Origin of the sequence: Streptomyces sp. NPDC029216 (assembly GCF_040648015.1) — a bacterium.
Taxonomy (GTDB): domain Bacteria; phylum Actinomycetota; class Actinomycetes; order Streptomycetales; family Streptomycetaceae; genus Streptomyces.
Genome location: NZ_JBEZWL010000055.1, coordinates 1 through 21,009, shown reverse-complemented (window position 1 = coordinate 21,009; position 21,009 = coordinate 1). Strand labels below are relative to the sequence as shown.

General features: G+C 71.9%; 24 protein-coding genes. 11 read left to right on the top strand and 13 right to left on the bottom strand.

Features of this window, described 5'->3' with window-relative positions:
* Positions 1-28: 28 nt before the first annotated feature.
* The gene (locus tag AB0F18_RS20645; protein ID WP_362062704.1) at positions 29-508 is read right to left on the bottom strand and encodes a RidA family protein; all 480 of its coding nucleotides are present in this window, start codon (positions 506-508) and stop codon (positions 29-31) included.
* 29 nt (positions 509-537) lie between these two features.
* Positions 538-1,815, bottom strand: a complete 1,278-nt coding sequence (locus AB0F18_RS20640; protein ID WP_362062702.1) for a M6 family metalloprotease domain-containing protein — start codon at positions 1,813-1,815, stop codon at positions 538-540.
* A gap of 272 nt (positions 1,816-2,087) precedes the next feature.
* Between AB0F18_RS20640 and AB0F18_RS20635 the strand changes: the two genes are divergently transcribed.
* The 3 genes from AB0F18_RS20635 (at position 2,088) to AB0F18_RS20625 (ending at position 5,340) form a co-directional block, all read left to right on the top strand.
* The gene (locus AB0F18_RS20635) at positions 2,088-2,732 is read left to right on the top strand and encodes a TetR/AcrR family transcriptional regulator (RefSeq protein ID WP_362062700.1); all 645 of its coding nucleotides are present in this window, start codon (positions 2,088-2,090) and stop codon (positions 2,730-2,732) included.
* A 95-nt stretch (positions 2,733-2,827) separates the two neighbouring features.
* A complete protein-coding gene (locus AB0F18_RS20630; protein WP_362062698.1) occupies positions 2,828-4,381 on the top strand; it encodes an MFS transporter in 1,554 nt (517 codons plus the stop codon).
* Between the two features lie 146 nt (positions 4,382-4,527).
* Positions 4,528-5,340, top strand: a complete 813-nt coding sequence (locus tag AB0F18_RS20625) for a class III extradiol ring-cleavage dioxygenase (protein ID WP_362062696.1) — start codon at positions 4,528-4,530, stop codon at positions 5,338-5,340.
* Between the two features lie 53 nt (positions 5,341-5,393).
* Here the strand turns inward: AB0F18_RS20625 and AB0F18_RS20620 are convergent, their stop codons facing one another.
* Positions 5,394-5,603, bottom strand: coding sequence for a hypothetical protein (locus tag AB0F18_RS20620; RefSeq protein WP_362062694.1), 210 nt, complete (start codon positions 5,601-5,603; stop codon positions 5,394-5,396).
* A gap of 297 nt (positions 5,604-5,900) precedes the next feature.
* Positions 5,901-6,431, bottom strand: a complete 531-nt coding sequence (locus AB0F18_RS20615) for a hypothetical protein (protein WP_362062692.1) — start codon at positions 6,429-6,431, stop codon at positions 5,901-5,903.
* 240 nt (positions 6,432-6,671) lie between these two features.
* On the opposite strand from AB0F18_RS20615, the gene AB0F18_RS20610 reads away from it, so the two are divergent.
* A complete protein-coding gene (locus AB0F18_RS20610) occupies positions 6,672-6,941 on the top strand; it encodes a hypothetical protein (protein ID WP_362062690.1) in 270 nt (89 codons plus the stop codon).
* An 879-nt stretch (positions 6,942-7,820) separates the two neighbouring features.
* Positions 7,821-8,798 (top strand): sigma-70 family RNA polymerase sigma factor, encoded by a 978-nt coding sequence (locus tag AB0F18_RS20605; protein ID WP_362062688.1) that lies wholly within the window; start codon positions 7,821-7,823, stop codon positions 8,796-8,798.
* Between the two features lie 60 nt (positions 8,799-8,858).
* On the opposite strand, the gene AB0F18_RS20600 is transcribed toward AB0F18_RS20605, so the two are convergent.
* A complete protein-coding gene (locus AB0F18_RS20600) occupies positions 8,859-9,818 on the bottom strand; it encodes a YafY family protein (RefSeq protein ID WP_362062686.1) in 960 nt (319 codons plus the stop codon).
* A 62-nt stretch (positions 9,819-9,880) separates the two neighbouring features.
* On the opposite strand from AB0F18_RS20600, the gene AB0F18_RS20595 reads away from it, so the two are divergent.
* Positions 9,881-11,443 carry an MFS transporter gene (locus AB0F18_RS20595; RefSeq protein ID WP_362062684.1) on the top strand — a complete coding sequence of 521 codons (1,563 nt, stop codon included), beginning with the start codon at positions 9,881-9,883 and terminating at the stop codon, positions 11,441-11,443.
* A 180-nt stretch (positions 11,444-11,623) separates the two neighbouring features.
* Here AB0F18_RS20595 and AB0F18_RS20590 read toward each other — a convergent pair whose 3' ends face one another.
* Complete coding sequence (locus AB0F18_RS20590) at positions 11,624-12,424, bottom strand: DUF6227 family protein (RefSeq protein WP_362062682.1); 801 nt, start codon at positions 12,422-12,424, stop codon at positions 11,624-11,626.
* 191 nt (positions 12,425-12,615) lie between these two features.
* Here AB0F18_RS20590 and AB0F18_RS20585 point away from each other — a divergent pair, with 191 nt between their 5' ends.
* Positions 12,616-13,254 carry a vitamin K epoxide reductase family protein gene (locus AB0F18_RS20585; RefSeq protein WP_362062680.1) on the top strand — a complete coding sequence of 213 codons (639 nt, stop codon included), beginning with the start codon at positions 12,616-12,618 and terminating at the stop codon, positions 13,252-13,254.
* A gap of 127 nt (positions 13,255-13,381) precedes the next feature.
* On the opposite strand, the gene AB0F18_RS20580 is transcribed toward AB0F18_RS20585, so the two are convergent.
* Positions 13,382-13,795 carry a rodlin gene (locus tag AB0F18_RS20580; protein WP_362062678.1) on the bottom strand — a complete coding sequence of 138 codons (414 nt, stop codon included), beginning with the start codon at positions 13,793-13,795 and terminating at the stop codon, positions 13,382-13,384.
* A 284-nt stretch (positions 13,796-14,079) separates the two neighbouring features.
* On the opposite strand from AB0F18_RS20580, the gene AB0F18_RS20575 reads away from it, so the two are divergent.
* Entirely contained in the window at positions 14,080-14,595 is a 516-nt protein-coding gene (locus tag AB0F18_RS20575) for a hypothetical protein (RefSeq protein ID WP_362062676.1), read from the top strand.
* Between the two features lie 161 nt (positions 14,596-14,756).
* Entirely contained in the window at positions 14,757-14,999 is a 243-nt protein-coding gene (locus tag AB0F18_RS20570) for a chaplin (protein WP_362062674.1), read from the top strand.
* A gap of 97 nt (positions 15,000-15,096) precedes the next feature.
* Here AB0F18_RS20570 and AB0F18_RS20565 read toward each other — a convergent pair whose 3' ends face one another.
* The 5 genes from AB0F18_RS20565 to AB0F18_RS20545 all read right to left on the bottom strand — a co-directional run bounded on the left by AB0F18_RS20565 (position 15,097) and on the right by AB0F18_RS20545 (position 18,295).
* On the bottom strand, positions 15,097-15,438 hold the full coding sequence (locus tag AB0F18_RS20565; protein ID WP_045952495.1) for a hypothetical protein: 342 nt from the start codon (positions 15,436-15,438) through the stop codon (positions 15,097-15,099).
* A gap of 183 nt (positions 15,439-15,621) precedes the next feature.
* Positions 15,622-16,914, bottom strand: a complete 1,293-nt coding sequence (locus AB0F18_RS20560) for a chaplin family protein (RefSeq protein ID WP_362062672.1) — start codon at positions 16,912-16,914, stop codon at positions 15,622-15,624.
* Between the two features lie 121 nt (positions 16,915-17,035).
* Positions 17,036-17,269 carry a chaplin gene (locus AB0F18_RS20555; RefSeq protein ID WP_362062670.1) on the bottom strand — a complete coding sequence of 78 codons (234 nt, stop codon included), beginning with the start codon at positions 17,267-17,269 and terminating at the stop codon, positions 17,036-17,038.
* Between the two features lie 242 nt (positions 17,270-17,511).
* On the bottom strand, positions 17,512-17,922 hold the full coding sequence (locus tag AB0F18_RS20550; RefSeq protein WP_362062668.1) for a rodlin: 411 nt from the start codon (positions 17,920-17,922) through the stop codon (positions 17,512-17,514).
* 118 nt (positions 17,923-18,040) lie between these two features.
* Positions 18,041-18,295 carry a chaplin gene (locus AB0F18_RS20545; RefSeq protein ID WP_362062666.1) on the bottom strand — a complete coding sequence of 85 codons (255 nt, stop codon included), beginning with the start codon at positions 18,293-18,295 and terminating at the stop codon, positions 18,041-18,043.
* Positions 18,296-18,478: 183 nt separating this feature from the next.
* On the opposite strand from AB0F18_RS20545, the gene AB0F18_RS20540 reads away from it, so the two are divergent.
* Complete coding sequence (locus tag AB0F18_RS20540; protein WP_362062664.1) at positions 18,479-19,582, top strand: DUF3344 domain-containing protein; 1,104 nt, start codon at positions 18,479-18,481, stop codon at positions 19,580-19,582.
* A gap of 19 nt (positions 19,583-19,601) precedes the next feature.
* Positions 19,602-20,831 carry a glycosyltransferase family 4 protein gene (locus AB0F18_RS20535; protein WP_362062662.1) on the top strand — a complete coding sequence of 410 codons (1,230 nt, stop codon included), beginning with the start codon at positions 19,602-19,604 and terminating at the stop codon, positions 20,829-20,831.
* Here the strand turns inward: AB0F18_RS20535 and AB0F18_RS20530 are convergent.
* Positions 20,821-21,009 (bottom strand): hypothetical protein (locus AB0F18_RS20530; RefSeq protein ID WP_362062660.1); only part of this gene is annotated, 189 nt, incomplete at its 5' end. The genes AB0F18_RS20535 and AB0F18_RS20530 overlap by 11 nt on opposite strands.

The window sequence follows — 21,009 nt, the reverse complement described above, 5'->3', positions numbered from 1 at the left end:
CCCCGCCCTCGGCCGGGCCGTGAGCCGCTCACACCCCCATCGGGGTGTGCAGCTCCACGATGAGTTCCACCTCCACCGGCGCGTCCAGCGGCAGTACCGCCACGCCGACCGCGCTGCGCGCGTGGATGCCCGCGTCGCCGAAGGCGGTGCCCAGCAGCTCGCTCGCGCCGTTGACCACGCCCGGCTGGCCGGTGAAGTCCGGGGTGGAGGCGACGAAGCCGACCACCTTGACCACCCGTTTCACGGCGGACAGGTCCCCGGCGACCGAGGCCACGGCCGCGAGCGCGTTCAGCGCGCACTGGCGGGCCAGCTCGGCGCCCTGCTCCGGGGTGACCTCGCCGCCCACCTTGCCGGTGCGCGGCAGCGCGCCGTCCACCATGGGCAGCTGGCCGGAGGTGTGGACGTAGTGCCCGCTGACCACCGCCGGGACGTACACGGCGACGGGCGGCGCGACGGGCGGCAGCTTCAGCCCGGCGGCCGCCAGACGTTCTTCGGGGGTCGTGTTCATGGGGAGCGCTCCTGGTAGAGGGGGAGGGGTCAGGGGCGGGTCACGCGGATCCGGAAGCCGCCGCCCGGGGCCTGGTCCACCACGGCGACGCTGATGCCCGTCTTCTCGTCGGTGAAGGTCTCGCCCGGCCGGAACGGGGCGTCCGACAGCTCGGCGTGCACATTGGGCCGGCGCGTGCAGCCGCCGCTGCCGTTCGCGCTGTCCGAGACGGTCACCGGCCCGCGTCCGGTGTCCACGTCCGAGTCGACCTTGTAGATCAGCACCCCGGGCTTGCAGACCGCCTCGTCGTTCCCGGCCCGCGTGCGCACCTCGATCGCGTAGCCGGCGCTCTCCGAGAGGGGGACGAAGGCCAGCTTGGTGCCGCCCTCCACCGCCAGCGGGGTCAGGACGTGCTCGCTGACCCCCGACTTCGAGGCGCAGCTGATCTGAGATCCGTCGAGCCAGCCCAGCTTCCACTTGTGCCAGCCGAGGAGGTCGTTGTTGGCGCCCCAGTCCTCGCTCATGATGTCCCAGTGCCCGACCGTGCCGCCCCCGTCGGAGGTGTAGAGGTCGGGCAGTCCGAAGACGTGCCCGTTCTCGTGCGGCAGCACCCGGTAGCCGGTCTCCCGGTAGGAGCCGGAGCCGTCGTCCTGCCGGCTGTAGATGAAGGACGTGTTCGCGAGGGGCACCCCGTCGGCCGTCGGGGCCTCCGCGTTGCCGGAGAAGGTGACCGACAGGACGGTGTCCAGGGCGGACGGTCCGGCGTTCGGGGTGACCAGGATGTTGATCAGGTCGTAGCGGCTGAAGTCCACTTCGGGGTCGGCGGCCTTGGCTATGTGGTCGACGAGCTGCCGGTAGCCCGGCTCGTAGGGGGAGCCGCGCTCGATCCCGTACGCCGCGAAGGGCATCGGCATCCGCAGCCAGTTCCGTATCGGGGCCTCGGCCCGGTAGGTCAGCCGGCCGTAGGAGCTGGCGCGGAACCAGTCGGAGGTCTGGGGGAAGAATTCCGCCAGGCGGTCCATGGCCGAGCCCTCGCCCTTGGCGTCCGGGAAGTCGATCATCAGGTTGAGTGCGCGGACCTCGCCCGTCGAGCGTGAGTACCCGGGCGGGGTCGGCAGGCCCTCCGACATCTGGACGCCCATGGTCGCGGAGATCCGGCAGGGCGCGAGGACGGACTCGGCGGTGGCGGCCTTGGGGCCGGAGGTGGCGTGGCCCCGGCCGTGGATGCCGCCGCTGGCGGTGGCCGTGACGCCCAGGGCGAGCGCGGTGAGGCCGATGAACGCGCCGGTGCGGCAGGGTCTGCGTATCCGGTGGCGGGTCTGCGGCATGGAGATCGCCTTCGGGTGCGCGGCAGCCGGCCGGGTCCGGTCTGCTCTCTGTGCGCTCACCCTCCGACGGCTGCGACACGCCCGCCCGTCGAAAGCGTCCAAACGGGATGAAACCGCAGGATTCGTGTGTGGTGTGCCTCACACGGAAGAGTGAAATAACCGGGGACTGATTCCCCGTTTGCAAGAGAGTCCCGCACAAGCGGGGAGCGAGTCCCCGGTTAGGGGCCGCGCCGCCGATCAAGGTACGAGTTCCAGCCCCAGGGAGGCCCGGAATGCAGAGCGTCACCCCCGTCCGGGCGCCCAAGCCGCGCGCCGACGCCGTGCGCAACCGGGAGCGGATCCTCGGGGCGGCCCGCGAGATCTTCGTGGAGTTCGGCGCGGACGCGCCCCTCGACGAGATCGCCCGCCGGGCCGGCATCGGCAACGCCACCCTCTACCGGCACTTCCCTGACCGGGCCGACCTCGTCCACCACGTGGTGCTCTACGTGATGGACCGGGTCACCGCCCAGGCCGAGGACGCCCTCACCGAGGAGCCGGACGCCTTCGCGGCGCTCTGCCGCTTCACGCACGCCGCGGCCGACGAGCGGATCGGCGCCCTGTGCCCGATGCTCACGGACGGCTTCGACCACGACCACCCCGAACTCCTCGCCGCGCGCGAGGCGTTGGGGGCTGCCGTGGACGCCCTGGTCGCCGCCGGCCGGAGTGCGGGCCTGCTGCGCGCCGACATCGGCACCGGCGACCTGATGCTCGCGCTGTCCCAGCTCGCCCGCCCCCTCCCCGGGACGGACTGCACGGCGGTGCAGGGCTTCGTCCACCGCCACCTCCAGCTCTTCCTCGACGGACTGCGGGCCCCGGCCCGCTCCCAACTCCCCGGTACGGCCGTCACGTTGCAGGACCTCAGCCGGAAAACCATGTGACGCGGCACCCCTTCCTTCAGTAGCCTCGAAAAACCGCCTTTTTCCTTTCGTTTCATCCCTTTTCAGTCATTCCGCACAGTGAAGTGGGTACCCCCATGTCCAGAACAGCCGCGTCCGCCTCGCCGGCTGCCGCTGCCGCCGCCGATCCCAGTCGCTGGAAGGCCCTGGTCTTCATCGCGCTGGCGCAGCTGATGGTCGTCCTCGACGCGACCATCGTGAACATCGCCCTCCCCTCCGCGCAGACCGACCTCGGCATCTCCGACGGCAACCGTCAGTGGGTCATCACCGCCTACGCGCTGGCCTTCGGAGGCCTCCTCCTCTTCGGCGGCCGCATCGCCGACAAGTGGGGCCGCAAGAACGCCTTCATCATCGGTCTCGGCGGTTTCGCCCTGGCCTCCGCGCTCGGCGGCGCCGCCAACGGCGAGGCCATGATGCTGGGCGCCCGCGCCCTCCAGGGCGCCTTCGGCGCACTGCTCGCCCCGGCCGCGCTCTCGCTGCTGGCGGTCACCTTCACCGACGCCAAGGAGCGCGCCAAGGCCTTCGGCATCTTCGGCGCGATCGCGGGTGGCGGCGGCGCCGTCGGCCTGATCCTCGGCGGCTTCCTGACCGAGTACCTCAACTGGCGCTGGACGTTCTTCGTCAACATCCCCTTCGCGGTCGTCGCGGCCGCGGGCGCCTGGATGTTCATCCACGAGCCGGCCGGCTCCCGCAACAGCGCCCGCCTCGACGTCCCCGGCGTGGTCCTCTCGACCCTGGGTCTGGTCTCGCTCGTGTACGGGTTCACCCGCGCCGAGTCCGCCGGCTGGACGGACGGCGTCACCGTCTCCCTGTTCATCGCCTCCGTCGTGCTCCTCGCGGCCTTCGTCGGCGTCGAGTCCAGGGTGAAGTCCCCGCTGCTGCCGCTGCGCGTCCTGCTGGAGCGCAACCGCGCCGGTGTCTACCTCTCGCTCGGCCTCGCCGTCATCGCGATGTTCGGCCTGTTCCTCTTCCTGACGTACTACCTCCAGGTCGTGAAGGGCTTCTCGCCCGTCAAGACCGGCTTCGCCTTCCTGCCGATGATCGCGGGCATGATCACGGGCTCCACCCAGATCGGCGCCCGCCTCATGACCCGGGTCGCGCCGCGGCTGCTGATGGGCCCGGGCTTCCTGCTCGCCGCCGCCGGCATGCTGCTGCTGACCCAGCTGGAGGTCGGCTCCTCCTACCCGGCGCTGATCCTGCCGGCGCAGCTGCTGCTGGGCCTCGGCATGGGCACCGCGTTCATGCCGGCCATGTCCCTGGCCACGTACGGGGTCAACCCGGCCGACGCCGGCGTGGCCTCCGCCATGGTCAACACCTCGCAGCAGGTCGGCGGCGCGATCGGCACCGCCCTGCTGAACACCATCGCCGCCTCGGCGACCACCGCGTACCTGACCGACCACGCGGCCGAGGCCGCCGCCGGCGGGGTCGCGGGCAAGCTGGTCCAGGCGCAGGCCATGGTCGAGGGCTACTCCTCGGCGATCTGGTGGGCCGTGGGCATCCTCGCGGTCAGCGCGACCCTCGCGTTCACCCTGATCAACACCGGCCGGCCGGGCCAGGGCGGCCCGGTGGCCGCCGGCTCCGGAACGGACTCCGCGGAGGCCGAGCTCCCGGTCCCGGTGATCGCCCACTGACGGGGGCGCCGGTGCGGGAATGACTGAAGACCCCGCTTCGTTCAAATTTGAACGAAGCGGGGTTAGTCTTTTCGGGTGAACCCCGTACGCCCTCCCCGCGGACGACGTACGCCGTACGACGACCCCGACGGACCGAGGAGCGCCCGATGACCACAGCCCCCGTCCCCGCCCGCATGCCGGCGCTCTACCTCAGCCACGGCGCGCCCCCGCTCGCCGACGACCCGCTCTGGCCGTCCGAGCTCGCCGCCTGGTCGGCGGACCTGCCCCGGCCGCGCGCGATCCTGATGGTCTCCGCCCACTGGGAGGAGGCCCCCCTGGCCCTCGGCGCCACCGAGCCGGCCCCGCTCGTGTACGACTTCTGGGGCTTCCCCGAGCACTACTACCGGGTCCGCTACGACGCCCCCGGCGCCCCGGAGCTCGCCGCCTCGGTCCGCGCCCTGCTGAAGGGCCCCGGCACCCCCGTCCAGGACATCCCCGACCGCGGCCTGGACCACGGGGCGTACGTCCCCCTCGTCGAGATGTACCCGGAGGCCGACGTACCCGTACTCCAGATCTCGCTGCCCACCCTGGACCCCGCCCGCCTGATGGACCTCGGCCGCAGGCTCGCCCCGCTGCGGGACGAGGGCGTCCTGATCGTCGGAAGCGGCTTCTTCACGCACAACCTGGCCGCCCTGAGGCACACCGGCCCTGGCGTGCCCGGGTGGTCGGCCGAGTTCGACGCCTGGGGCCGCGAGGCGCTGGCCGCCCACGACGTCGACGCCCTGCTCGACTTCGAGGCCAAGTCCCCGGCGGGCCGTCTGGCCCACCCCCGCACGGAACACTTCGCCCCGCTCTTCGTCACCCTGGGCGCCGCCGAATCCGATCTCGACGCTCAGACCACCCCGGTGGACGGCTTCTGGATGGGGCTCTCGAAGCGGTCGGTCCAGTTCGGTCAGGCCGTTTCTCACGCGGCGGGCTGACCACGAAATCCGCCTTGCAGCCGACGGTCACCGTCGACCGCCGGCCTTCGTCGTCACGCCCGGAGGAACCGGGCGGGGCCGGGGCCCGGGCTGGGGCGGGGGGTCGGACCGGTCCGGACCCCGGGGCCGGTGCCGGTGGTGACACCGGTGGCGGGGGCGGTCCTGGGCGCCTCGTGCGGCGAGAGGGAAGCCAGCGAGGCGCTTCCGGCGGCCACGAGGGCGGCGACCAGGAAGGGGACGAGGCGGCGAGTCCTTGTGTTCATCGGAGAGGGCTCCTAGGGCGGGAGGTAAGGGCGCCGGAGACGGCATCCACAGCTTCATTGCGCCCCGGACGGGGCCCCACGGGCACCACACGGAAAGTCGGGACTTGACGGCTCCGCCGGATTGCGCGGAAGGCCCCAGGGCTCGCACGCCCGCCCGCTTACCAACATCGCTTCCAGCTATCAAGTCCCGTGTTTCTGTGACATGACCCGCCTGCCCGGGTCGGGTTTATTTGAAGCAGGCCCAGACGGGAAACCCCGCAAAGGCCTCCGGAAAATGAAATCTATGGCGGGTGGCTTTCAGTGACCTCCGCACATCGAATGGAGAAGACTGATGATGAAGATGTCGAGGAAGATCATGCTGGGTGTGGCCGCTTCCGTGGCGCTGGCCGGAGGTGCCGCTCTGCCGGCCACGGCCATGGCCGCGCCGGCGCCCCAGATGGTGGTCGCTGAAAACACACCCAACACACCGAATACGCCGAACACCCCGGGCGGTGGCGGGAACACGCCGAACACCCCCAATACCCCGAACACGCCGGGTGGCGGGGTCAATACCCCGAACACCCCCAATACGCCGAACACCCCGGGGGGCGGAGTCAACACCCCGAACACCCCGAACACCCCGAACACGCCCCACGGCCCGGGGCTGGGCCAGCACAGGCACAACACGCCCAACACCCCCAACACCCCTAACACCCCGGGGCAGGGCAGGAACACGCCCAACACCCCGAATACCCCCAACACCCCGGGCGGTGGCGTCAATACGCCGAACACCCCGAACACCCCCAATACCCCGGGCGGTGGCGTCAATACGCCGAACACCCCGAACACGCCCAACACCCCGGGTGGCGGGGCCAACACCCCCAACACTCCGAACACGCCCAACACCCCGGGTGGCGGGGCCAATACCCCGAACACCCCCAATACGCCGAACACCCCCAACTAGGATGAGGAGCGCACAGTAAAAAACATGCGAATGCGCCGCGCGGTGAAATTCACTGCGCGGCGCATCCGTGCGAGGTGAAGGGGCGGAGGATCCCGGCTCTTCGGCGGTGCCTGCGGCGCCCCTAAGTGGAGCTCGGCGTATTCGGCGTGTTCGGCGTGTTGGGCGTGTTCGGGGTATTCGGCGTGCTCGCATGGGCCGGTGTGTTCGGCGTGTTCGGAGTATTCGGTGTGTTGGGGGTGTTGGGCGTCGCGCCACCGCCCGGGGTGTTGGGCGTGTTCGGCGTGTTGGGGGTGTTGGGGGTGTTCGGGGTGTTCCCACCGCCCGGGGTGTTCGGCGTGTTCGGTGTGTTCGGTGTGCTGGGGGTGGCGGGGGTGCCCGTCCCGTCCAGCGCATAAGCGGCGTAGGGCGCGTACGGCGCATAGCGCGCGTAAGGGGCGTACGGCGTGTACGGCATGACGGCCCCCGCGAGCCGCACGTGCCGCGCACTCGACAGGCTCTTCTGCGCGACCTCCGGCAAAGTGATCCGCGGGAGTCTGGGCAACGGCGGGAGCTGCGGCAATTGCGGGAGCCGGGGCAGGGGTGGCAGCTGGGCAACCCGTACGTCGGCGCCGCGGTGAAGGTGGCCGCTCGCATCAGCGGCGTGTGCACTTCCCGCACCGAGAGAGGCCAGGCCCGCCACCGCCGCAGTGGCGATCATGACCTGCTGGAGCTTGCGCATGAATTCCTACCTCCGTGCCGGCTTCGTCTGTACGCGATCACCTCAGGCGCACAGTCGGTCGCTAAAAGTAGACACGGGAACGATCTCCGCACCTGCCAGGACGGACGCGTCGCCCGCTCCATCACCCGTTCGTCCGCGGTCTCGTCGGGCAGGTCCTCGGTGCAGGCGAGTCGGGAGTGGTCGTCGAGGGCGGTGTGGAGGACCGGCAGGCAACCAGAACCGGACGCGGGCCGTCTTGGGGGATGGGAGTGCAGCCCGCGGATGGTGCCGGGGCGGCCGTGACGGGTGTGACGGCGGTCTCATCGGCGCCGTTGACCGCGGGGGCCGGCCGGTGGCTCCGATCCCGGCCTGACCTGCACCTCTTCGGGTTCTCGCAGCCCGCCGACACCGCCCGGCCAGGGCGGCGGCGGGGCAGGATACTGCAAGATCCCGGGAAAGAGGGAGGCGTGTGGGAATTCTGTCCCGATTCCAGTCGTTGTTTCCCTCGGAAGCGGGCACTCGGGAGAGTGTCCGAAGACGCACCGCGACCGTTCATCGCATCGCAAGGGAGCACCGCATGGCAACCCGCGCCGTCGCCCGTCGTCAGTCCACGAGCAGCGCCCGCGCCGCGGGCGGGGAAATCGTCGACCGCGACCTGGTCGGCATGTACCTGGACGAGATCGCGCGCACCCCGCTGCTCGACGCCGCCCGGGAAGTGGAGCTCTCGCAGATCATCGAGGCGGGCGTCTACGCCCGGCAGATCCTCGACGGCGAGATCGAGCGCGACGGGGAGACCCCGGCGCGCGCGGAGCTGGAAGCCCTGGCCGCCGAGGGGGAGCGGGCCAAGGAGGTCTTCATCCGGTCCAACCTCCGCCTCGTCGTCGCCGTCGCCCGCCGCTACCCGCGCAGCGGACTGCCCCTCCTCGACCTCATCCAGGAGGGCAACGCCGGCCTGGTCCGCGCCGTGGAGAAGTTCGACTACACCAAGGGCTTCAAGTTCTCCACGTACGCCACGTGGTGGATCCGCCAGGCCATCACCCGGTCCATCGCCGACCAGTCCCGCACCATCCGGCTCCCCGTCCACCTCGTGGAGGAGCTCGGCCGCATCCGCCGGATCCAGCGCGAGTTCAACCGCGAGAACGGCCGCGACCCGGAGCACGCCGAGATCGCCGCCGAGCTCGACTCCACGGAGAAGCGCGTCGGCGACGTACTGGACTGGGCGCGCGACCCGGTCAGCCTCAACATGTCGGTCGACGACGAGGGCGACACCCAGTTCGGCGACCTGCTGCAGGACACCGCCGCGATCTCCCCCGAGCAGTCCGTGCTCGCGCTGCTGCGCAGCGAGGAGCTGGAGGACCTGCTCGGCAAGCTCGACCAGCGCACGGCGTCGATCATCAAGATGCGCTACGGCATCGAGGACGGCCGCGAGCGGACCCTGACCGAGGTCGGCAAGCAGCACGGGCTGACCCGCGAGCGGATCCGCCAGATCGAGAAGCACGCCCTGCTGGAGCTGAAGCGGATGGCCCGCGACACCGGCTTCGACGCCGTCGCCTGACGGCCCCGGCCCCCGAGACGAGCCCCGGTACCTATCCCCCCCAGGTGCCGGGGCTCCCCGCTACCCCGGCCCGCCCGCCCCCGGTACCGCCCCGGCCAGCCGCTCGGCCAGCGTGCCCGCCGCCCGGGCCAGGAACGCCGGCCCCCGCACCGTGAACTCCAGCCCCGTCAGCGCCATCCGGGCCGCCAGCCACTCCGGCGCGTCCCCGCTCTCGAAGCGCACCCGCGACCCCGCGCCCTCCGCCACCGCCCCCTCCCGCAGCCACCCCGGCAGCTCCTGTGGGGGCACGGCGAAGGACACGTCCGCCGGGTAGGTCTCCCCGCCCCGCAGCCCGCGCCGCACGAACTCCGCCGCCTCCATCGGCATCGGCCGGGGCGTGAACCGCGTCCCCGTCGCGAAGGGCTCGCTCACCCGGTCCACCCGGAACGTGCGCCAGTCCTCCCGCTCCAGGTCGTAGGCCACCAGGTACCAGCGGCTGCCCGTGCTGACGAGGCGGTACGGCTCCACCAGCCGCCGCGAGTCCGCCCCGTCCCGCGCCCGGTAGGCGAACCGCAGCCGCTCAGGCCCCGCCACCGCCGCGGCCATCGCCGTCAGCGTCCGCGGGTCCACGCTCGGCCCGTCGCCCCGGGTCACCGCCACCGTGGCCGACTGCAGCGCCCCCACCCGGTGCCGCAGCCGGGCCGGCAACACCTGCTCCAGCTTCGCCAGGGCCCGTACGGAGGCCTCCTCGACCCCCTCGATCGCATGCCCGGCCCCCGCCCGCAGCCCCACCGCGATCGCCACGGCCTCCTCGTCGTCCAGCAGCAGCGGCGGCATCGCCGCACCCGCGACCAGCCGGTACCCGCCCTCCGCGCCCAGCGTGGCCTCCACCGGGTACCCCAGGTCCCGCAGCCGCTCGATGTCCCGCCGGATCGTCCGCGAGCTCACCCCCAGCCGCTCCGCCAGCTCGCTGCCCGGCCACTCGCGCGGGGTCTGGAGCAGGGACAGCAGGGTCAGCAGCCGGGCGGATGTGTCGTTCATCCTTCAAGATTGCCAGGGAAATAGGACACATCCTGGCCTAGATCCCGTCTAGGTTTCTCCCCATGAGCACCGAGACGCCCACAGCATCGCCCGAAAGAGAGAACGGGCCCGTACGAGAAGAGAAGGCGGCCGCACCGGCACCAGAGGGCTCCGCCGAGCCCGCCACCCCCGACGGCCCGGCCGACCGCCGCCGTTGGCTGGCGCTCGCCATCGTGATGACCGCGTCCTTCATGGACCTGGTCGACGTCACGATCGTCAACATCGCGATACCCAGCATGCGCCAGGACTTCGGCGCCTCGACGAGCGCCATCCAGTGGATCACCGCCGGCTACGCGCTCGCCTTCGCCGCCGGCCTGATCACCGGCGGCCGTCTCGGTGACATCTTCGGCCGCAAGCGCCTCTTCCTCGTCGGCGTCGCCGGCTTCACCGCCGCCTCGCTGCTCTGCGGCATCGCGGCCGACCCCGGCATGCTCGTCGCCTCCCGCCTCCTGCAGGGCGGCATGGCGGCGATGATGGTCCCGCAGGTCCTGGCGATCATCCACGTCACCTTCCCGCCGCACGAGCGCGGCAAGGTCTTCGGCATGTTCGGCGCGATCGTCGGCCTCGGCGCGGTCTCGGGACCGATGCTCGGCGCGCTGCTCACCGAGTGGAACCTCTTCGGCCTCGAATGGCGCACGATCTTCCTGATCAACCTGCCCGTCGGCATCGCCGCCGTCATCCTGGGCCGCAAGTTCATCTCCGAGTCCAAGGCCCCCAAGGCCCTGCGCCTCGACCTCGTCGGCGTCGTCCTCGCGACCCTCGCCCTGGTCCTGCTGATCTACCCCCTCACCCAGGGCCGGGAGAACGACTGGCCGCTCTGGGGCTTCGCCTGCATGATCGCGTCCCCGGTCGTCTTCGCCGCCTTCATCGCCTACGAGAAGTACAAGATCAAGAAGGACGGCTCCCCGCTCGTCGAGCTCTCCCTCTTCCGGATCAAGAGCTTCGCCGGCGGCATCGCGGTCCAGCTGGCCTTCGGCCTGGCGACCGGCATCTTCTTCCTGGTCTGGACGCTCTACATGCAGATGGGCCTCGGTTGGACCCCGCTGCACGCGGGCAGCACCGGCATCCCCTTCTCCATCGCCGTCTCCGTCGCCGCCGGCCTCTCCGTCGAGAAGCTCGTCCCGCGCTTCGGCCGCAAGGTGCTCCAGGCCGGCGCGCTGGTCATGGCCGCGGGCCTGCTCCTCTACATCTGGGAGTCCCAGCGCTACGGCATGGACATCGCCTCCTGGCAGATGGCCGCCCCGCTGGTCGTCATGGGCATCGGCATGGGCCTGATCGTCGCCCCGCTGAACGACACCATCCTGTCCCAGGTGCCGCGCGAACACGCCGGCTCGGCCTCCGGCCTGATCAACACCACCGGCCAGATGGGCAACGCCATCGGCCTCGCCCTGACCTCCGTCGTCTTCTTCGGGTCCATCGACGACGACCGGATCCTCGGCGTCCCGTACACCGAGGCCTTCCGCGGCGCGCTGTGGTGGGTCGTGGGGGTGCTCGTCGTGATCTTCGCGGTGATGTTCGTCCTGCCGCGCAAGCAGGTCCCGCTCTCGGAGCGCGAGGGCGCCGTCGAGCAGGCCGACCCGGCCTGAGCCCGCGGGCACACCCTCACGGACATGTCCGCCCCTGTGGGCGGGCATGTCCGTTTTTCTTGGTGCACGGCGGGGCCGCCGGGGAACTGGTCGCACGGGGCGCCGGAGCGGTCCTGGCCTCCCTCGGCCCGCACGGCCGGACCTGCCCCCGCGGTAGGGGCCTCCGGCCCGGCGGCGTCGCTACCGAACCCGGGTGCGCAGTTCCATCGCCCCGCGTGCGGCGGCCTCGCTCGCGTAGACCTCGCACATGTGCCGCCCGTCCGGCGTCGCCGTGTGCTCGACCTCCCACAGGCTGAGCTCGCTGCCGTCCAGCAGGACGAAGGCGTGCTCGTACAGGCTGAACCCGGCGTCACGCCCGTCGGCCAGGGACTGCCGGCCGCCGAAGGCCTGCGTGATCTGGTGCGCGTACGCCGAGCGCAGCAGCACCGCCACCTCCGGCCCGGGACGGTCGGCGTTCTCCGCGCGCCGCAGCACCCGGCGGGCGTGGTCGACGGACTCCTCCGCCGAGTACTCGCGGCGGCGCTCCTGCGGGCCCGGCGCGGCGAACAGGGCGCTCAGCAGCGCCAGATCCTCCTCCGAGGCGTCCACGCCCCAGCCCAGGTCCCCGTCCTCGGCCGTGCCCGGCTCGGGCACCGGGTACGGCTCCGGCTCCGTCGCGGCCTCGCCGAACAGCCGCGCCCCGGCCAGGCCGAGCTCGTCCCGGGTCGCGAACACCTCGTGCCGCGTGCTCCCGTCGCCCCTCAGCCGGTAGGCCAGCTCCCACAGGGAGGCCGTCTCTCCGTCGGACAGCAGGTAGGTGTGCCGGTGGGTCTCCCGCCAGAGCCCCGCCGACGGGCTGTGGTGCGTGGTGTAGAGCGAGGAGCTGTGGGCGAGCGCCGTACCGAGGCGCTCGACCAACGGGTCGGGAAGGTCGAAGGAGTTGAGGGCGCGGCCCAGGAGTCGCTCGAGGTGCGCCTCGGTTGTCTCGTACGGATCGCTCAAGGTGGGCTCCAGGCCGTCGCAGCTTGTCACTTCGCGGAAGCACAACGTAGCCCCTGGCTCTGACATCACGTCCGGGATTCGGTAAAACGTCCGGGAAGCATCAGGGGTTCCCGCCACACCTTCAGGTCAACTTGCCCGGGAATGGCCCATGTTCGCAAGGGTTTGCGGCGGTCCGCGGGACTATGGGCGGCATGGCAACGAATACAGTGGACGTCCCCCGCCAGCGGCGGCGCTCCTCCACCCACTCCGAGGACGAGCCCGAGGCCCCCAGGTCCCTGGCCTGGCTGCTGGTGGCCACCGGGGCCGCCGGGCTGCTGGCCTCCTGGGTGATCACCCTCGACAAGTTCCTCCTGTTGGAGGACCCGGACTTCAAACCCGCCTGCAGCCTCAACCCCGTGGTGTCCTGCGGCAGCGTCATGAAGAGCGCGCAGGCCGCCGTCTTCGGCTTCCCCAACCCGATGCTCGGACTGGCCGCTTACGGCGTCGTGGTCTGCGTGGGCGCGGGAGTGCTCGCCGGAGCCCGCCACCGCCGCTGGTTCTGGCTGGGACTGAACGCCGGCACGGCCTTCGGCACCGGCTTCTGCGCCTGGCTGATGACCCAGTCCCTCTACGTGATCAATGCCCTGTGCCTGTGGTGCTGTCTGGCCTGGGTGGCGACGCTGCTGATGTTCTGGGCGGTCACGGCCCACAACGTCCGCACCCGCCGGCTGGCCGCGCCCGGCCCGCTGCGGGAGTTCTTCACCGACTTCGCCTGGGCGCCGCCCGCCCTGCACCTCGGGGTGATCGGGATGCTGGTCCTGACCCGGTGGTGGGCCTTCTGGACGGGTTGAGCTGCCGGACGGGATGAGGGGCGTGGCCCCACGCGCACGAGGGCCCCGGTGGCTGGACGCCGCCGGGGCCCTCGTCACTTCGCTCCACGGGCTGACGCGGCCCTAGACCAGGAGGGGTGGAGCTCGGTCAGCTGCCGGAGGAGACGTTGCCGGAGAGGACCGGGATGTTGTCCAGGATGTGCGAGAGCGGCTCGTCGCCCTTGGCCTGGGTGGAGTTCTCGGTGCACTGCTGGTTCTGAGGGTTGGACAGGACGTTGATGTCCTGGACGCCGACGTTGGCGATGAGGGCCAGGACCGACTGGACGTTGACCTTCGCCGGCAGGCCGATGCAGGGCTTGTTGAGGGTGCCCTGGACCAGGCCGAGCTGGGGGCTCATGTCGCCCGCGGTCTTCTGGTTGCCGTAGATCTGCTGAGCGCCGTTGCCGTTGACGGTGTTGACCCCGTTGTCGTTGCCGATGGCCATGGCCGGGGTGGCGGCGGCAGCGCCCGCGCCGATGGCAACGGCGGAGACCGCGGCGGCGGTCATGATCTTCTTGAGCATCATCGATCCTTCTGTCGCACGAGTGCCCGCTAGTGGAGCGCCCTGATCAACAGGCCGTTCCGGGGGTTGGTTCCGCTGCTTCACTCAAACGGCCCGTCGCCGGCGGGGTTTTCCCCGGCACGGGTGAGGCCGCTGCGGACACCTGCGCGAAGCCCGTACGCAGCCCCAGGGGCGCGCGGGGGCGCTCAAGATCCTGTTGCGCTCCGTGGAGGGTGTTCGCACGGTGGGTGAGTAAGTGGACTATCCCGGTCCGCTTCACGCGCGACCACGTCGAAGGACTTCCCATGCACTCCACCAAGCCGTCCCGCCTCCGCGTCCTCGTCCCGTCGGTCCTCGCCGTCGTCATACTGTCCGGCGCGGCCGCCCCCGCGGGCGCCGCGGACGGCCAGGGTGCCGCCGCCGTCGAGAGGAAGGCGGCGGCCGTGCAGCAGCAGATCGAGAACCTCGAAGAGGCGGCGGAGTCCCGGGAGCGGGTCGCGGCCGGCCCGATCGACGACCTCCTCGCCGGACTCTCCAAGACCCTGACGGACCTCCTGGGTTCACTCACGGGCCTGCTCGGCGGGATCAAGCTCCCCCCGATCGAGCTGCCGAAGCTCCCCGAGATCAAACTCCCCGAGATCAAGCTGCCGGAGCTCCCGGTCACGGTCCCCCCGGTCAACCTCCCGCCCGTGCCCGGGGTGTCCGCCCCGGCGGTGCCCGCGGTCCCACCGGCGACCGGGGCGGCGCCCGCGGCCCCGGCGCTCCCGGACCTCCCGGACCTCGACGTCCCCGACATCCCCGACATCCCCATCAGTCGCTAGAAGACGGTTCCGGCGGAAGCCAACGGGCTGGATGATTACGACTATTGGGCTGAACAGGTCAGATCTGGCGGTCGGCCGTGTCGTTCTGGGAAGGTGGACCGTTTCGCTAGGTGTGAGCCCCGGGACCGGGGCAGGACATCGAACGAGAAGGTGCACTCCCCATGAACTCTGCTGCCAAGAAGGCCGCCGTGGCCCTGGCCTCCGCTGGTCTCGCCGTGGCCGGTGCCGCCGGTGCCGCCTCCGCCGACGCCCAGGCCGAGGGCGCGGCCGTGGGCTCCCCCGGTGTTCTCTCGGGCAACCTGGTCCAGGTCCCGGTCCACATCCCGATCAACGTCTGCGGCAACTCCGTCAACGTCATCGGCGCGCTGAACCCGGCGTTCGGCAACGTCTGCGTCAACGACTGACGTACCTCGCAGTCGGCACCACGTGACCGTGGGCGCCACCGGCCTCGCCGGTGGCGCCCACGGACGTGTCGGGGGCCGTTCCGCCCGCCCCCGGCCGTCACTTGCCGCCGTTGAGCTCCACTCCGCCGAGCAGCGGCGAGGCCTTGGTCGCGCCGTTCGCCAGGCCCAGGGCCGTACCGGGGACGTCGTTGCGGGCCTTGTTCACGCCCTGCACCGTGTGGACGACCTTGCCGACGGTGTCGCCCTGCTCGGCCAGCGCGTTGCCCGCCGTCTGGGGGAGCGCCTCGGAGACGGGGTTCACGGCGTTCAGCACCTCGGTCACTCCGCCCGTCGCGCTCATGGGGGGCATTGCGGGGGCGTCGGCCGCGAAGGCGGGGGCCGTGGCACCGAGGGCGGCGACGGAGCCGACGACGACGGCGGCGACCTGGGAGAGCTTCATTGTCGAAATCCTCATTCTTTTCGTGTGACCGAGGCGTCCGCGGCGACCGGAGCGCCGCTTTCGCCCTGGCTAACGATTCCCCGCCGCTCCGGAAACGCCGGGCGCGCGGGCGCACGGCAGCGGCCGGAGAATCCAACGGTGGATTCTCCGGCCGATATTTCTTCCGATTACCGGCATTCCCGGTCAGGCGATGCTCGACCTCCGGTAGAGAATCGCGCCGCCGAGGACCAGCGCCGAGGCGAGGGCCGCCATGGCCCCCAGCTCACCCGCCCCGGTGGCCGCCAGCTGGGGCCCCGCCTGAGCGGGGGCCGGCGCCGGCGCGGGGAGGGTCACCGGCGGGGCCACGACGGGGGCGGGCGCCGGGGCGGGAGCGGGCGCCGGCGGCAGGTGCACCGGGAGGTCGCCGGCCGGGGCGGCCGGGGGCTGGTCGGCCGGGCGGACGACGTCCGTGACGGGGGCGGGCGCCGGTACGGGCCGCTCCGGCTGGCTGCCGTGCGGCGGCCGGGGCGCCGGGAGCTCCTGCGCGGGCGGCGCGGGGACCGGCGCCGGGAGGGTGTGGGGCTGCTCCTCGACCGGGGCCGGAAGCGTCTCGGCGTGTTCCTGCGGCGGTACGGGGGCCGGGGCGGGTGCCGGAGCCGGCGCGGGGGCGGGGAACGGGGCCGGCTGCTCCGCGGCGGGCGGCGCGGGCGCGGGTGCGGGCGCGGGCCGGGGCTGCGGGGCGGGCTTGGGCCGGGGCTTGGGCTTCGGGTGGTGCGGGGCGGGCGCGGGGGGCGCCGGGTGCGGGGCCGGGTGCTCCGCGTGGGGGGCCCGCGGGTGGTCGTCGCACTCCTCCTCGCCGCCCCGGGGGCCCCGGCCGTTCTCGCCGGAGCCGCCGTAGGCGTCCTCGTGGCGGCCGTCGCCGTGGCGGGGCGCTTCGTGGCGCGGGGCCTCGTGCCGGGGTGCCTCGTGGCGGGGCGCTTCGTGCCGGGGCGTCTCCTGGCGGGGTGCCTCGTCGCGCGCCTCCTCCTGCCGGGGCGCCGCGTGCCGGGGGGCGTGCGTGCGGGGGGCCTCGTCGCCGCGCTCCCCGTAGCCGCCCTCGTCCTCCCGGCGCTGCGCGGGCAGCGCGTGCCGGCCGCCCTGGCGCTCCTCCAGGTAGCGCTCGAAGGCCTCGGCGTTCTCGGGGCTCAGGTAGCGCTCGTAGTCGTGGTGGCCGGTGTCGTGGTGGCCGGTGTCGGAGCCGGTGGAGGTGGCACAGTTGTTCCCCATCGCGGGGTTGAGCGCCCCGCCCCCGTCCACGCTGTTGCCGCACACGTTCGGCGAAAACGTGAGGGGTACCGAGACGCTGTTGCCGGACAGCACCCCCGGCGAATGCGAAGCCTCGGCCATCGCCCCGGGATGCGCGTAGGCCGCGCCGGTCGCGATGGACAGCAGACTTGAGGCGGCCGCAGCCGTGAGCACCCCCTTGCCCAGTACCTGTCGGCTCAGTACCTGTCGCATGGGTCCTTCCCTGTCTACCGGCGCGGGGGCCGGTCCTGAATCGAAGGTGGCCTCGGAGTGCACCGCCGTGCACTCCGAGGCCACCCGAGGAGGTTCGCCCTTGCGGGCGCAGGCGCTTTCGTCAGTTGTTGACGCAGATGTTGCCGAACGCGGGGTTCAGCAGCGCGATCACGTTGACGGTGTTGCCGCAGACGTTCACGGGGACGTGCACGGGGACCTGCACGAGGTTCCCGGAGAGGACGCCGGGGGAGTCCTTGGCGATGCCCTCGGCGCCCGCGTCGGCCATGGCGGGGGAGGCGGCACCGGCGGCCATCAGAACGCCGGCGGCCATCACCATTGCCTTCTTGTACTTCATTTGAATTCGATCCTTCCCGCAGAGGTCTGTCCGCTGCATACACAACAACGAGTGGGCCGGGGAAAAGAAACCGCGGAAACCGGTATTTCCCGGGGTTGCCGGAGAAATTTACTCCGAACGGTCCGGCAGTCCGTTCGGAGAATTCCATCGCATTTACGGAGGAGCGGAATTCCAGGGGCCGTGCACGCGGCGAGGCCGCCGCGACCCGCAGGTGCGACGGCCTCGTTCGGCTCGGAGCGCGGTCAGCTTCCGGCGGAGGCGTTGCCGGAGAGGATCGGGATGTTGTCCAGGATGTGCGAGAGGGCCTCGTCGCCCTTGGCCTGGGTGGAGTTCTCGGTGCACTGCTGGTTCTGCGGGCTGGACAGGACCGGGATGTCCTGGACGCCGACGTTGACCAGGGCCAGGATCGACTGGGCGTTGACCTTGGCCGGCAGGGCGATGCAGGGCTTGTTGAACGAGCCCTGGATCAGCGCCATCTGCGGGCTCATGTTGCCGTAGGTGGCCTGGTTGCCGTAGATCTGCGCGGAGTTGTTGCCGTTGACGGTGTTGATTCCGTTGTCGTTGCCGATGGCCATCGCCTGCGGGGCCATGGCGGCACCGAGGCCGACCGCGGAGGCGGCAACCGCTGCGCCGGCCACAAACTTCTTGATCATTATCGTCCCTTTTTTGCAGGATCGCCCAGTACTGGAGCACCCGGATCAACGGCCCCGCTCCGGATCGGGTTGCGTGCGTTCACCCGGATGCCGCCGTTTCGGGCGGCGGAGTTGACGTTCAGGCGTTCACGCAGCGGTTGCCGAAGGCGGGGTTCAGCACCCCGACCAGCTGCGCGGTGACACCGCAGACGTTGACCGGGACGTCGACGGGGACCTGGACGAGGTTGCCGCTCAGCACGCCTGGGGAGTTCGCGGCGGCGCCCTCGGCCGTCGCGCCGTCGCCGCCGTGCGCGGAGGCGAGGCCGGCGACGCCCATCAGCAGCGCGGTGCCTGCGAGCGCCACCGTCGTGCCGCGCATCAGCCCCTTCTTCATCTCCGCATTCCTTCCGGTTCGAACTTCGAACATCGCTGCAACGGCATAACGACACGCCCGCGGGCAGGGTGCGCGTTATCGCTCAAAAGGCCGTACGGGCGAGTCCGACGTGATTTCCAGCCTGATTTCTGACAAAGTTCACTCCTGTTTTGTCCCCCTGGTTGAAAATGGAGAGGCAGGATCATGGGTTCCTCCCGCAGAATCCTCGGCGCGCTGGGCATGCTGTCCTGCCTCACGCTTTCCCTCCAGGCTCCCTCCGCGGGCGCCGCCGTTCCCGTCGCGGCGCGCGAAATGTCGCGGATCCCCTTCACCCAGCGTTATCAGGCCGTCCAGCACGGCGGGCTGGTGCGGGCCTCGAACTCGGGGATCAGCTGCCGCCGGGAGGAGTCCCCGCGGGCCGAGCCGTGCGCGGAGGTCAAGAAGGGGGCGGCGGGGGTCAACGGCGACTTCGAGATGTTCTACGACGAGGTCGACCAGGACCCCGACACCTACAACTCCACCCGGGCCGAGCTCAGGGTCCCGCAGGGTGCGAAGGTCTCGTACGCCCGGCTCTACTGGGGCGGGAACCTGCGGGTGGGGGAGCAGAAGCCGCCGGAGGACAACGGCCGGGTCCTGGTCGCCGAGCCCGGGGGCGCGTACAAGCCGGTGATCGCCGACACGGTGATCGGGCACCGCACGGACGCGGGCAGCGACGCCTACCAGGCCTCGGCCGACGTCACCCCGCTGGTGCGCAAGGGCGGCGCGGGGATGTGGACCGTGGCCCAGCTCAACATCGCCATGGGGCACTCGGAGACGGGTGCCTGGGGCGGCTGGACGCTGGTGGTCGCGTACGAGCACCCGCAGGAGCCGCTGCGCCGGATCTCGCTGTGGGACGGCTTCGAGTCCCTGGCCGCCGGCGCCGGCGAGACCGCCGCCGAGACGGTGGAGGTCCCCGGGCTGGACGTACCGCCGGGGGCCGCGGGCAAGGCCGGGGCGGTCGCGTACGACGGGGACCGCGGCACCCTGGGGGACTCACTCACGGTGACGGCGGACAGCGGGCGCCGGATCAGTGTGAGCGACGCCGAGAACCCCTTCGACGACGTCATGAATTCCACGATCACGGAATTCGGACGCCCCGCATTCGTGCGACAGCCTGAAAATATTAATAATCTCGGATATGACGCGGACGTGTTCGACCTGAGTCCCGCCCTGTCCGGTGGCGCCCACAGCCTGAGATTCACGTTCACGGGCGAAAGTCAGGGTCAATTCCTCGGTGTGCTCTTCGTTCAGACAGACGCGCGCCGCTGAGCGCAGGAGACCGCTCCACGTGCCGAAACACCCCTCGCCGGCCGGCTCCCCGGCCGCGCAGTCCTTCACCGTCCTGCACCTCGTCCAGCCCGTCGAGGGCGGTGTCGCCCGGGTCGTCACCGACCTCGTACGGACCCAGTCCGCCGCCGGGCTGCGCGTCGTCGTCGGCTGCCCGGACGGCGGCGTCCTCGCCGACGGCGCCCGGGCAGCCGGGGCCGAGGTGCTCACCTGGCGCGCCGGACGCTCCCCCGGCCCCGGGCTGCCCGCCGAGGTGGCCCGCGCCGCCCGGCTGGTCCGCCGCGTCCGCCCCGACCTGCTGCACGCCCACAGCGCCAAGGCCGGCCTGGCCGGCCGGCTGGTCGTACGGGGCGCCCTGCCCACGGTGTTCCAGCCGCACGCCTGGTCCTTCGACGCCGTCGGCGGGACCACCGCCGCGCTCGCACTGCGCTGGGAGCGGGCCGGCGCCCGCTGGGCCGACCGGGTGCTGTGCGTCAGCGAGGCCGAACGCCGCACCGGCGAGTCCGAGGGCATCGCCGCCCACTGGTCGGTGATCCGCAACGGCGTCGACCTCGCCCACTTCCGCCCCGGCCACCCCGACCCCGCCCGCGACCGGGCCGAGGCCCGCACCGCACTGCGGCTGCCCGCCGCCCTCCACGGCGACGGGCCGCTCGCCGTCTGCGTCGGCCGGCTCTGCCCCCAGAAGGGCCAGGACATCCTGCTGCGCGCCTGGCCGGAGGTGGCGGGCACCGTCCCCGGCGCCCGCCTCGCCCTCGTCGGCGACGGCCCCGACGCCGAACGGCTGCGCCGCACCGCACCCCCCGGAGTCCACTTCGCCGGGGCCGCCGCCGACATCCGACCGTGGCTTCGGGCCGCCGATCTCGTTGTACTGCCGTCGCGGTGGGAAGGCATGGCGCTCGCCCCCCTCGAAGCCATGGCCTGCGGCCGACCGGTCCTGGTCTCCGACGTCAGCGGTGCGCGGGAGAGCCTGCCGTCCGGACACGGACGGCTCTGCCTGGTACCGCCGGAGGACCCGACGGCGCTGGCCAAGGCCCTGGGGCGGCTGCTCGCCGAACCGCGGCTGCTCACCGAACTCGGGGAGCAGGCCCAGCAGCACGCCCGGACGGAGTTCGACGTGCGGCGGACCGCGGACGCGGTCACCGGCCTGTACCACGAACTGCTGGGCAGGCCCTTCCCCGGGCTACGCCGAGGAGACCCCCAGCCCTTGAACCAGGAGCGCATCAGCCGATGACGATGGACAGCGCACCCGCCCGGCACACCGGGGGGCAGAGCGGTACGGGGCATACCGGCGGCAGCGCCTTCGCCTCCGTGTCGCCGGCCGTCCCGCCCGCCGTGTCACCCGCCGCGTCCCCCGCCGCGTCACGCGCGGCGACCCGCCGCGCCGTGACCGCCATCCACCCGCCGCGCGG

What these genes read in the sequence shown, in the direction of transcription:
- AB0F18_RS20645 (WP_362062704.1), bottom strand. Translation starts at nt 508, where the DNA reads ATGAACACGACCCCCGAAGAACGTCTGGCGGCCGCCGGGCTGAAGCTG.
- AB0F18_RS20640 (WP_362062702.1), bottom strand. Translation starts at nt 1,815, where the DNA reads ATGCCGCAGACCCGCCACCGGATACGCAGACCCTGCCGCACCGGCGCG.
- AB0F18_RS20635 (WP_362062700.1), top strand. Translation starts at nt 2,088, where the DNA reads ATGCAGAGCGTCACCCCCGTCCGGGCGCCCAAGCCGCGCGCCGACGCC.
- AB0F18_RS20630 (WP_362062698.1), top strand. Translation starts at nt 2,828, where the DNA reads ATGTCCAGAACAGCCGCGTCCGCCTCGCCGGCTGCCGCTGCCGCCGCC.
- AB0F18_RS20625 (WP_362062696.1), top strand. Translation starts at nt 4,528, where the DNA reads ATGACCACAGCCCCCGTCCCCGCCCGCATGCCGGCGCTCTACCTCAGC.
- AB0F18_RS20620 (WP_362062694.1), bottom strand. Translation starts at nt 5,603, where the DNA reads ATGAACACAAGGACTCGCCGCCTCGTCCCCTTCCTGGTCGCCGCCCTC.
- AB0F18_RS20605 (WP_362062688.1), top strand. Translation starts at nt 7,821, where the DNA reads ATGGCAACCCGCGCCGTCGCCCGTCGTCAGTCCACGAGCAGCGCCCGC.
- AB0F18_RS20600 (WP_362062686.1), bottom strand. Translation starts at nt 9,818, where the DNA reads ATGAACGACACATCCGCCCGGCTGCTGACCCTGCTGTCCCTGCTCCAG.
- AB0F18_RS20595 (WP_362062684.1), top strand. Translation starts at nt 9,881, where the DNA reads ATGAGCACCGAGACGCCCACAGCATCGCCCGAAAGAGAGAACGGGCCC.
- AB0F18_RS20585 (WP_362062680.1), top strand. Translation starts at nt 12,616, where the DNA reads ATGGCAACGAATACAGTGGACGTCCCCCGCCAGCGGCGGCGCTCCTCC.
- AB0F18_RS20580 (WP_362062678.1), bottom strand. Translation starts at nt 13,795, where the DNA reads ATGCTCAAGAAGATCATGACCGCCGCCGCGGTCTCCGCCGTTGCCATC.
- AB0F18_RS20575 (WP_362062676.1), top strand. Translation starts at nt 14,080, where the DNA reads ATGCACTCCACCAAGCCGTCCCGCCTCCGCGTCCTCGTCCCGTCGGTC.
- AB0F18_RS20570 (WP_362062674.1), top strand. Translation starts at nt 14,757, where the DNA reads ATGAACTCTGCTGCCAAGAAGGCCGCCGTGGCCCTGGCCTCCGCTGGT.
- AB0F18_RS20565 (WP_045952495.1), bottom strand. Translation starts at nt 15,438, where the DNA reads ATGAAGCTCTCCCAGGTCGCCGCCGTCGTCGTCGGCTCCGTCGCCGCC.
- AB0F18_RS20560 (WP_362062672.1), bottom strand. Translation starts at nt 16,914, where the DNA reads ATGCGACAGGTACTGAGCCGACAGGTACTGGGCAAGGGGGTGCTCACG.
- AB0F18_RS20555 (WP_362062670.1), bottom strand. Translation starts at nt 17,269, where the DNA reads ATGAAGTACAAGAAGGCAATGGTGATGGCCGCCGGCGTTCTGATGGCC.
- AB0F18_RS20550 (WP_362062668.1), bottom strand. Translation starts at nt 17,922, where the DNA reads ATGATCAAGAAGTTTGTGGCCGGCGCAGCGGTTGCCGCCTCCGCGGTC.
- AB0F18_RS20545 (WP_362062666.1), bottom strand. Translation starts at nt 18,295, where the DNA reads ATGAAGAAGGGGCTGATGCGCGGCACGACGGTGGCGCTCGCAGGCACC.
- AB0F18_RS20540 (WP_362062664.1), top strand. Translation starts at nt 18,479, where the DNA reads ATGGGTTCCTCCCGCAGAATCCTCGGCGCGCTGGGCATGCTGTCCTGC.